The sequence below is a fragment of the Bradyrhizobium sp. genome, assembly GCF_030693485.1.
Lineage (GTDB): Bacteria > Pseudomonadota > Alphaproteobacteria > Rhizobiales > Xanthobacteraceae > Bradyrhizobium.
On the sequence record NZ_JAUYAN010000135.1, the window covers coordinates 1 to 8,499 of the forward strand.

An 8,499-nucleotide genomic window follows, 5' to 3' on the forward strand; every position below is an offset into this window, starting at 1 on the left:
AGCGACGCCCAGACCGCGCAGCTGAAGGGCTTCATCGGCAAGGCCATCTCGATCAAGGTCGACGAAGTCGCCTGTGCGCAGGACGCCGGGCAGATGAGCGAAGCCGTGGTGACGAAATGGAGCGTGGTGACGAAGCATTGAACACATTGTGTTCGATGTGAGCGCCGCTGCTGCACCACCATCACTCGTCAGCGCCCGACTTGATCGGGCGACCCGGTACGCCGCGGCATCTCGGCTCTGTTACTAACGTCTCTGGATACTGGGTCCCCGCCTTCGCGGGGACGACACCGAAGTTGTGGAAGCAGCGTTCAACGCATTCAGCAGCGCTTTACTGAACTAACTAGACCTTCACCATCCGCTTGCCGCGGTTTTCACCCGCCAGCAATCCGATCAGCGCCTTCGGCGTGTTCTCCAGTCCGTTGATGACGTCTTCCTGGACTTTCAGTTTGCCGGAAGCGACCCAGGACTGCAGGTCCTTCAGCGCCTGATCGCGCTGCTCCATATAATCCATCACGATGAAGCCCTGCATGATGAGGCGTTTCACCACGATCAGGCCGGGTACGCCGCGCGGCCCGGTGGCCGAGGGCACGCCGTCATATTGCGAGATCGCGCCGCAGCAGGCGATACGGCCGCGATTGTTCATCAGCGCCAGGCAGGCTTCGAGAATGTCGCCGCCGACATTGTCGAAGTAAACGTCGATGCCCTTGGGGCAGGCGGCGCGCAGCGCCTTGAACACTGCGCCGTCCTTGTAATCGACCGCGGCATCGAAGCCGAGTTCGTTGACCAGCCAGTCGCATTTGTCCTTGCCGCCGGCGATGCCGACGACGCGGCATCCCCTGATTTTCGCGATCTGGCCGACGATGGAGCCGACCGAGCCGGCCGCGGCCGAGACCACCACGGTCTCGCCGGCCTTCGGCTTGCCGATGTCGAGCAACCCGAAATACGCGGTGAGGCCGGCGATGCCGTAGACGCTGAGCAGATGCGTCATCGGCTCGAGCTTCGGCATCCTGCTCAGATGCTTCGCGGGCACCGCCGCGTATTCCTGCCAGCCGGTGTCGCCGAACACGATGTCGCCAGGCTTCAGGCTGGCGTCCTTCGACGACACCACTTCGGCGATGCCGCCGCCGGCCATCACGGTGTTGGCCTCGACCGCTGCGCGATAGGTCGCGCCGTGCATCCACGCCCGGTTGGCGGCATCAAGCGAGATGTAGCGCACCCTGAGCAGCACCTCGCCATCTTTCGGTTCGGGGATGGCGGCCTGGATCAATTTGAAATGCTCGGGCCCGAGCTTTCCGGTAGGCTTTTCGACCAGCAAGACCTGGCGATTGACGGTGTCACTCATGGCGTTGTCTCCCTGACATGCGGTTGCCCGCATTATGCGTTGGGTACGAAGCCAGAGCAAATTCACCCTCAGAAGAATTTCAATTCTTCCGCGCGGCCACCATTGGCGACCACGGCATATTCGATCGCCACGAACAGCCCGCCGGCCACATAGACCCTTCGCTTCTGCTCGGCAGCGAGCCTCTGACTCATCGCCACGGCCTCCGCGACCGTCGCGGCGAGCCGAACGTCGGCCTGCGGATTGGCCTTGCGCACCGCGCTGGCGATCGCCGCCGCATCGGCGCCCTTGTGCTGCGCGCGGGTGCAGATGATGGTGGTGAAGGACGGCGCCAGCGCGCTCGCGATCTCGTCGGCCTTCTTGTCGCTGGAAATGCCGATGACGAGGATCCAGTCCTCCGCGCCTTGGATCGCCGTGAGGCTGGCCAGCGATTGCCGGACGCCGTCGGGGGTATGGCCGACGTCGACGATAGTGAGCGGGTCGGGCTTGATGGTTTCGAGGCGGCCGGGCCAGCGCGTCTCGCGAAGGCCCGACCGCACGGCGGCCTCGCATCCGGCGGCATCGGCGCCGGGCCGCACGCGGCGCAGCCAGAGCAGGAACAAAGCGACGGCGATGGCGGCGTTGTTGCACTGGAATGCGCCCTGCAGCCGGATTTCCAGCGCCGGAAAATCGCAGACCCCGAACCGGAAATCGAACTGCTGCCGCGCTGCCGTGGCGGTTTCGCCGCCGATGGCGATGTCGTCGCGAATAAAGCGCGAGGTCACTTCGCGATGGCGGTTATATTCGATCAGATGCGGCCTCAGCTTCGCACAGGTCTCGCCATAGACGATGGTGCCGCCGGCGGCGCAGGCGTCGCTCTTGTCGGAGGCGATCAAGTCGAGGGAATGACCGAGCAGTGCGACATGCTCGTAATCGACCGAGGTGATGCAGGTCGTGAGCGCGCCGACCAGGCGCGTCACGTCGTAGCGCCCGCCGATGCCGGCCTCGAACACCGCGAACTCGCACGCCGTCTCCTGAAAATGCAGGCAGGCCAGCGCGAACAGCGCTTCGAAGCCGCCGAACTGTTCGCTGCGCCGCGCCGCGATTGGCGCGATCGCTGTTTCGATCCGGGATATCAATCGCGCGAGATCGGCATCGCCGATTTCGGCGCCATCGACCTGGACCCGTTCGCTGAAACGATAGAGATGCGGCGAGGTGAACAATCCCGTGCGCAGGCCGTAGGCCCGGCCGATGCCGGCGCAGAAGGTCGCGGTGGAGCCCTTGCCGTTGGAGCCGGTGACGACCACCGCGATGCGCGTCAGCCGCGCGCGGTCGATGGCGAGGGCGTCGAGCAGTTCGGCCATTCGCGCCAGGCACATGCCGTTGCCGAATTTCGGAAGATCAAACACCGAAAAGCCCCATCGCGGAAAAAGTATGGTGCCAGATTTTCAGGATCAGATCGCCGCGGCCGGATTGCTCCAGCAGACGGATCGATGGGTTGGAATTGACCTCAATGACCTGCATCGCATTCGCGTCGCCGCCGATATCGGTAAACAGGTCGATCGCAGCGACCCGCAGCCCGAGCGCCTGCGCCGCCTGCCTCGCCAGCGTCAACGCAGCATCGGACGGCGGCGCTTCGAGCACCATCGTTCCGCCGGCGCTCAGGTTCATCCGCCCGGGAATCTCCCAGCGCTCGCCTTCCGGCAGCACGGCGTCGAGCGCGGCGTCGAGACCGATGGAAACCGGCGACAGGCCACGGGATTGCAGGACATGGTTATGCGCGCTCAGCAGATCGCGAATGGTACGGACGCCATCGCCCGCAACCGAGGGCGGTTGTTTGCGCGCGGTATAGAGAATTTCGTCGTCGAGCAGAAAAACCCGATACTCGGCGCCCGCAATGATCGGCTGCATCAGGACCGCGTCGTAATAGTGTGCGACCTCACCGAGGTGTCGAATCAGCGCGGCCTCGTCGTACAGGGCCTGCGCGAAGTCGCCGCGCGATCCGGTCAGGGGTTTGACGAAAGCCGAGCCGCCCAGTTTCGCAAAATACACCGGCGCATCCTCGCGCTCGTGTCCGGCGGGGCGATGGGCTCGGTGCCGGTCATGAAGAAAGAAGTATTCGCCGCCGAGTGCGGCGACTCCGGCTTGCGCCAGAATCCGGCCGGCGAAATATTTGTCGGACGCCAGCGTCGAGGCGGTGGCGTTGTTCTGCGGATACCATGAACACCTTCCGGCGCCGAAATGGAGGCTGCGGGCCGCCGAACTGACGTTGAAAACCAGCCCCGTTCCGGCGTCGATATCCCGGAAAGCCAGGCCGAGTTCGGCACAGGCATAGGCCGCATAGATCGACTGGTCCGGATAATGGCTCGGCTTGCCCGATCGGAATTGTTCTAGGTTTCGCATGCAATATCCGGCGATCTGGCATTCCATTCTTGCTGTTTTTATCTTTAACGATGTTTCCGGTCGGGCGGGGCAATTTACTGCCGCCGCGACGTCTATTTCAGCAAGTTAATTACGCCTGCGTCGCTTGTACGATGCAGATTTTCTGAACCCGTTTTCGAGATGAATCGACTGCCATTGTGAGCACGCAGTTGCGCGTCGGTGACGGTTGACTATCTCCAGTTTTGGCGTAGGTGAACGCCAGATCATCAATCATTGCAGGGTTTTGTGCCTCTTACGAGGCTCGAACAACTCGTTCGTTCTACAGCAAGTGGTCAGGAAAAACGAAATCACATGAGCGCCTTCCATCGAGAGAAAGTTCTTTCCGTCCGGCACTGGACCGATACGCTTTTCAGCTTCACCGCCACCCGCAATTCCGGCTTTCGATTTCAGAACGGCCAGTTCGCGATGATCGGCCTGGAGGTCGATGGCCGGCCGCTGCTGCGCGCCTATTCGATGGCGAGCGCCAATCACGAGGAAGCGCTGGAGTTCTTCTCGATCAAGGTCGCCGACGGTCCGCTGACCTCGAAGCTGCAGAAGATCAGGGAAGGCGATACCATCCTGGTCGGGCGCAAGGCGACCGGCACGCTGGTTTCCGACAATCTGATCCCGGGCAAGCGCCTGCTGCTGCTGTCGACCGGAACCGGTCTGGCGCCGTTCGCGAGCCTGATCAAGGACCCCGACGTCTATGAACGGTTCGACAGCATCGTGCTGGTGCATGGTTGCCGGCAGGTCTCCGAACTCGCCTATGGCGAAGAGCTGGTCGCGCGATTGCGCGATGACGAATTGTTCGGGCCATTGCTGGGCGAGAAGCTCTCTTATTATCCGACCGTGACCCGCGAGCCGTTCCGCAACCGCGGCCGCATCACCGACCTGATCACCTCGGAGCAGCTGTTCAACGACATCCACCAGCCGCCGCTCGACATCGCGACGGACCGTATCATGATGTGCGGCAGCCCCGGCATGCTGGAAGAGCTGAAGGTGATGTTCGAGACCCGCGGCTTCCTCGAAGGCAGCCACAGCGAGCCCGGCCATTTCGTCATCGAGAAGGCATTCGTGGAGCGCTAGCCTTCGTGTCCCGGACGCGGCGCAGCGCCTCTTCGGCGGTGCACCGCAGAGCCGGGACCTACAACCATCGCCGTCAATTTCAAGACCGATCAAGTACGGTCCAGCTAAACAGTCATCGTCGGGCATGCAGATTATGCCCCTGATTGCGAGCGATCCGGCGGGCGTTCGCATGACCCGTTGGCTTCTCGCCATGACGCCCCCCTGCCACATTGCACTGCAGCAACATTTCAGGCGTCGCCGCCCGCGCGGCCTGACGCATTGATTCCCCGCCGGCTATTTCGGTAGCCTGCCGTGAAACGGTCCGCCGTCATATCCGTAAGCAGTAACGCCTGCTATCGTGTACAGCATTGTTCTGAAGTTCGTTTAGGCTCGAGGCCGACAAGAATAATACGGCGCAATCCGCCGGAGGGGGACCCATGGAAACGTTGATGATTCCGTTCACGCCGCGCTACATCGTTCTGACGATATGCGCCGTCGTCACGGCATTGCTGGTCGGTATCGGGATTGTCGACGCCAAGCTCAAGGTGTGGGAGCTGCTCGCGATTCCTATACTCCTGTTCGGCGGCCTCACTTTGCTCGGCATTCGCGACCTCACGCAGGAGAACCACGCGGTTCTGCGCAATTATCCGATCACGGCGCATATCCGCTTCCTGCTCGAAGAGATCCGGCCGGAGATGCGGCAGTACTTCTTCGAGAGCGAGAAGGACGGCATGCCGTTCAGCCGCGACACCCGCGCGTTGGTCTATCAGCGCGCCAAGATGCAGCTCGACAAGCGGCCGTTCGGAACGCAGGAGGACGTCTACAAGGAAGGCTACGAATGGATGCACCATTCGATGGCGCCCAAAACCCACGCCAGCGAAAAATTCCGCGTCACCATCGGCGGTCCGGATTGCACCAGGCCGTATTCGGCCTCGGTGTTCAACATCTCGGCGATGAGTTTTGGCGCGCTCAGCCCCAACGCGGTGCGCGCGCTGAATGCCGGCGCTAAAAAGGGTGACTTCGCGCATGACACCGGCGAGGGCGGCGTCAGTCCCTATCATCGCGAGAACGGTGGCGACATCATCTGGGAGATCGGCTCCGGCTATTTCGGGTGCCGCAACCGCGACGGCACGTTCAATCCGGAATTGTTCGCAAAAGTCGCCGCCGACGACCAGATCAAGATGGTCGAACTCAAGGTCAGCCAGGGCGCCAAGCCTGGGCACGGCGGCGTGCTGCCGGCGGCCAAGGTCTCGGAAGAGATTTCGACGATCCGGGGCGTCGCGATGGGCGAAGATTGCATCTCGCCGGCGTATCACAAGGCATTCTCGACGCCGCTGGAGATGATGGCCTTCATCGGCGAGATGCGGCGGCTGTCCGGCGGCAAGCCCGCCGGGTTCAAGCTGTGCATCGGGCATCCCTGGGAGTTCCTCGCGATCTGCAAGGCGATGCTGCAGACCGGGATCTATCCCGATTTCATCGTGGTCGACGGCAACGAGGGCGGTACCGGCGCAGCACCGCTCGAATTCATGGACCATCTCGGCATGCCGATGCGCGAGGGCGTCAATTTCGTCCACAATGCGCTGATCGGCATCAACGCGCGCGACCGCATCCGGATCGGCGCCGCCGGCAAGATCGCGACCGCGTTCGACATGGCGCGCGCAATGGCGATCGGCGCCGACTGGTGCAATTCGGCGCGCGGCTTCATGTTCGCGCTGGGCTGCATCCAGTCGCTGAGCTGCCACACCGACCGCTGTCCGACCGGGGTGACGACGCAGGATCCCTCGCGCAACCGCGCGCTGGTGGTTCCTCACAAGATCGAGCGCGTCTATAATTACCATCACGCGACCTTGCATGCGCTGGCCGAACTGCTCGCCGCCGCCGGCCTCGATCATCCGCAGCAGATCCGGCCGATCCACTTCTCGCAGCGGACCTCGACCACCGAGGTGCTGACCTTCGCGAAACTCTATCCGTCGCTGCGTCCGGGCGAACTGATCGACGGCACCAGCGATCCGCGCTTTCGCGAGGCCTGGGCCATGGCGCGGGCGGAGTCGTTCGCGGCGGCGTCCTGATCGTCATTCGGGACGTCGCGGAGCCTTATAGCCATTGCCTGGAGGTTCTTGAAATCACAGATTGATATTGCAGCCCATCCTTCGAGACGGCCACTTCGTGGCCTCCTCAGGATGAGGTTCAACTTGTTGAAACACACAACAACCTCATGCTGAGGAGCGAGCGACGCGAGCGTCTCGAAGCATGGGCAGCCAGCGACTGACCCATCTCACATAGGCAGTCAATATTGCATCACCGACCGTACCCCGATCACCACCGCATTCCTGATCGGTTCGGTGCGCGAATTGGTATCGGGCACGTTGCCGCCGGGATGGAAAATGAGATGGGCGGTGGGATAGATGGTCCAGCCCGGAACGATCGCGGCGGCATAGGTGAATTCGAAAGAGAGCTCGTAATCGCGCAACGGCACCTGCAGGCCGGTGAACAGGCGGGTGTCGCGATCGAGCCCGCGCGCCCGGTCCGACATGTGCGCGTAGAGAAACGAAGCACCGAAAGCGTCTGCGGGCCGCGCCGGGATCAACCCGGCAAGGATGATGCCGGCGTCGAGATAGAAATCGTTCAGGCTTCGATCGGGCGGACTGTAGGCAGCGCGGCCAAAGACCGCCACGCCGGAATTCACGTCGCCGCCGGGCGGCCGGTACAATTGCTGGTCGATGACGGCATAGATCCCGTCATTGCCGCGCAGCCGGCGCGCGATGCCGGTGCTGAGCGGGCTTGCCAGCGAATGGCCGGCAGTGTCGAAACGCAGATCGTCGAAGGTGCCGAAGTGATGCCATCCGCCAAAGCGGATGCCGCCGGCAAGGCCAGTCGAGTTGGTATCCTGGTTGTAGCGGTACTGAAATTCGCTGATCACGAAGGGCGGATCGTTGACGCGAAAGTTGAGGCCGTAGCGGTTGCGCAGTTCGGGATCGTTCAGGCCGGGGCCGGCCGGATCGCCGTTGAACACCGAGAGCAGGAATGCCGTTTGCGGCGTGGGTTCGACCTTGAGCCGAATGCCGGGCGTCGACAGCGGATAGGCAGGGCCGCCACTTGGAATGTTGACCGCCGGATTGGTCGGCCAGTCGCTGGAGACGAAGAAGCTGAAGTACTGGCTGAACAGGAATTCGGTATCGACCACGAGTTGGCCGGCGCGAATGCTGGCCATGCCGCCGAGAAAGGTCTGTTGCAGCCAAAATTCGGAAAGCCGCGTGGTCGATAGTGCTTCGATATTGCTGATGGTGTTCAAGTTGCTGACCAGGTTACGTCCCGGTCCGCCGTTGCCCTGGATATGGAAGATGTTGGCGAACAGCGTCAGGCCATCCCAACCGGCAAGCTTGCCGAAATCTATTCCGAGCAGCGCCTCAAGCTTGCCGCCGCCGACGGCAGCGCGGTTGACGCCGCCCCTTACGTTGGCGAGGCCTTCGGTCGTGTACACAAATCCGAAGGTGACGCCATGTCGGTCCAGCCAGGCCCGGGTGCCGAAAGGATCGCCGTTGTACGGCAGGCTGCTGGCAATCGACAGCGGGGGCGCCACGCCTTTCCGGGCATCGAGATCGGCGAGGGGAGCTTCGGTGTCCTGCTGCGCAAAGGAATGACTCGCAACCAAAACCGCCGCGCCCGCAGCCAAAAGTCCCCACCCCAAGCCGCGC

6 protein-coding genes are annotated in these 8,499 nt (G+C 62.7%); 2 read left to right on the forward strand and 4 right to left on the reverse strand.

What is annotated here, in order from left to right:
* Nucleotides 1-340 precede the first annotated feature (340 nt).
* From Q8N40_RS09910 to Q8N40_RS09920, 3 genes are all read right to left on the reverse strand, one after another.
* Nucleotides 341-1,342: an NADP-dependent oxidoreductase gene (locus Q8N40_RS09910; protein WP_305711700.1), complete on the reverse strand. Its 1,002-nt coding sequence runs from the start codon at nt 1,340-1,342 to the stop codon at nt 341-343.
* Nucleotides 1,343-1,410: 68 nt separating this feature from the next.
* On the reverse strand, nt 1,411-2,727 hold the full coding sequence (locus Q8N40_RS09915) for a folylpolyglutamate synthase/dihydrofolate synthase family protein (RefSeq protein ID WP_305711701.1): 1,317 nt from the start codon (nt 2,725-2,727) through the stop codon (nt 1,411-1,413).
* The gene (locus Q8N40_RS09920) at nt 2,720-3,721 is read right to left on the reverse strand and encodes a hypothetical protein (RefSeq protein WP_305711702.1); all 1,002 of its coding nucleotides are present in this window, start codon (nt 3,719-3,721) and stop codon (nt 2,720-2,722) included. Before Q8N40_RS09920 ends, Q8N40_RS09915 begins: the two co-directional genes overlap by 8 nt.
* 330 nt (nt 3,722-4,051) lie before the next feature.
* Between Q8N40_RS09920 and Q8N40_RS09925 the strand changes: the two genes are divergently transcribed.
* Nucleotides 4,052-4,825 (forward strand): ferredoxin--NADP reductase, encoded by a 774-nt coding sequence (locus tag Q8N40_RS09925; RefSeq protein ID WP_305317980.1) that lies wholly within the window; start codon nt 4,052-4,054, stop codon nt 4,823-4,825.
* Between the two features lie 416 nt (nt 4,826-5,241).
* Nucleotides 5,242-6,873, forward strand: a complete 1,632-nt coding sequence (locus tag Q8N40_RS09930; RefSeq protein ID WP_305317981.1) for an FMN-binding glutamate synthase family protein — start codon at nt 5,242-5,244, stop codon at nt 6,871-6,873.
* A gap of 218 nt (nt 6,874-7,091) precedes the next feature.
* Here Q8N40_RS09930 and Q8N40_RS09935 read toward each other — a convergent pair.
* Nucleotides 7,092-8,499: carbohydrate porin (locus tag Q8N40_RS09935; protein WP_305711703.1), on the reverse strand; the 1,408-nt coding region annotated here is incomplete at its 5' end.

What these genes read in the sequence shown, in the direction of transcription:
- Q8N40_RS09920 (WP_305711702.1), bottom strand. Translation starts at nt 3,721, where the DNA reads ATGCGAAACCTAGAACAATTCCGATCGGGCAAGCCGAGCCATTATCCG.
- Q8N40_RS09925 (WP_305317980.1), top strand. Translation starts at nt 4,052, where the DNA reads ATGAGCGCCTTCCATCGAGAGAAAGTTCTTTCCGTCCGGCACTGGACC.
- Q8N40_RS09910 (WP_305711700.1), bottom strand. Translation starts at nt 1,342, where the DNA reads ATGAGTGACACCGTCAATCGCCAGGTCTTGCTGGTCGAAAAGCCTACC.
- Q8N40_RS09930 (WP_305317981.1), top strand. Translation starts at nt 5,242, where the DNA reads ATGGAAACGTTGATGATTCCGTTCACGCCGCGCTACATCGTTCTGACG.